The 1,672-nt window shown below is 69.6% G+C and carries 1 protein-coding gene; it reads right to left on the bottom strand.

The window, feature by feature from the left end; genetic code table 11:
- Nucleotides 1-142: 142 nt before the first annotated feature.
- Nucleotides 143-1,579, bottom strand: coding sequence for an IS1380 family transposase (locus PV679_RS35955; RefSeq protein ID WP_319685486.1), 1,437 nt, complete (start codon nucleotides 1,577-1,579; stop codon nucleotides 143-145).
- Between the last annotated feature and the right edge of the window lie 93 nt (nucleotides 1,580-1,672).

The following is a 1,672-nucleotide window of genomic DNA, read 5'->3' as shown; positions in this document are numbered from 1 at the left end:
CCTCGCCGTTTCAGTTGCGGCTGATGGCTGGCTGAGCGGGGTCGTTTGGAGCGGTGTCGGTCGGTGGGCATGGTGAGGGCCCGGCGCGGTGGGCCGGGTTCTCCAAGGTCCTTCGGGTCGCGGGTGATCAGAGGGCGGTCGCTCAGGTGGCGGGGAGGGGCAGGGCGGCCAGGCGGTGGAATGCGGCCGTGAGTTCATGTCTCCAGGGCCAGGTCGCCGATATCCGCAAGCGCAGGCGGCGGCCGCCGCGGGTGATCCGGGCGGCGACGTGCAGGATTCGGTAGCGCAGTTTCTTGGGTTCGGCGGTGGTGAGATCGCCGTCTAGCAGGAGGACGCGGGTCCAGGCGAGAAGGTCGATGGCCGCGAGACTGAGTTCGAGCCATGCGGCGTTGACTGGGAAGTGGCGGGAGGGGAAGCGTCCGAAGCCGGTGGTCTTGCCGCACCGGATGTGGTCCTCGACGGTGGCATGCCCGCGGTGGCGGACCTCCAGGAACTGGGCCGAGCCGGCGCTGGCGAACGGGGTGTCGGTGAGGAAGACCTGGTGCCGCAGGCCCTCGTCCTGGTCGAAGAGGGACAGTTGGGCTCCGGGGTGCGGTCGCTCTCGGCGCACGATGATGCGTGTGCCGTCCGGATAGCCGGCAAGGTCGACCATGCCGGTCAGCTCGGCAACCGAGGCGCCGGCACGCAGTGTTCCGTCCTGGTCCAGGGCGGGGTGCCAGACCTGTTCGGGCAGGGCCCGGATCGCGCGGCGGACCGGCTCGGTGACCGCGTATCCGACCGAGAAGAAGGTGCGGATTCCTCGTATCCGCACGTCTCGGACGTGGGCGAGGAAGGCTTTCGCCGATCCGGCGCTGTCGGTGCGGACGAGGATGTCGGTGCCGTGCCGGTGGGTGTCGGGGATCTGCGCGAGAGCGTCGTCCAGCACCGCGATGTGATCGGCGGCGGTGTTGGCGCCGGCGTTGCCGGGCCGCAGCCGCCCGGACATGCCCTCGCCGGTGTTGGCCAGGAAACACACCAGAGGGTGGAATCCGAAGCCGCCTTTATAGGTGGGTGCGGCTTGGTCCTTCTCGGAGTGGCAGGTCACCAGCGTGGCGTCGAGGTCCAGGACCAGACCGGGCAGTTCCCGTCCGCCGGCTTTTGCCGCCGGTATGCCGCAGCGGGTCTCGGCGGCCTGCAGCCAGGCCACTTCCCGCGCCTGGGCGCGGGCCGCTCGCAGCCGAGCGAGTCCGGTCTCGTCGATGTCGGCGAGCAGCCGCCAGGCCGTCGGTGTCGAGGCGACCGGGCCGAACACCTCGCCCTGGTCCCGCAACACGGCCAGATCCGTGATGGCTTCCCCGCCATCAGCCAGCATCACCGCGAGGTCGGTGGCGATCCGGCCCGGGTCGTGGCCAGTGCCGCGTGGCCGAAGTGGTCCCAACGCGGTGGAGTGCGCGCTGGTCAGCCCGGTGGCATCGGCAAGATCAGCCAGCAGCCGTGCCCCGGCGTGACCCACCACCCCGGCACCGTCAGCAGAGACATGGAGCTTGGGACGCGAACCGATACCCTGCACGCAGAAAGTGCCTTCCGCCTGGACCGACAGAACCCCTCGACAAGGTTCATCGTCCCAGCTCAGAAGGCACTTTCGCGTTACCGCACAGAACCCGACCCCACACCAAGTGAAACGGCGAGGCTA

The organism is Streptomyces sp. AK02-01A (genome assembly GCF_033795305.1).
Lineage (GTDB): Bacteria > Actinomycetota > Actinomycetes > Streptomycetales > Streptomycetaceae > Streptomyces.
This window is presented reverse-complemented; position numbering and strand designations above follow the sequence as displayed.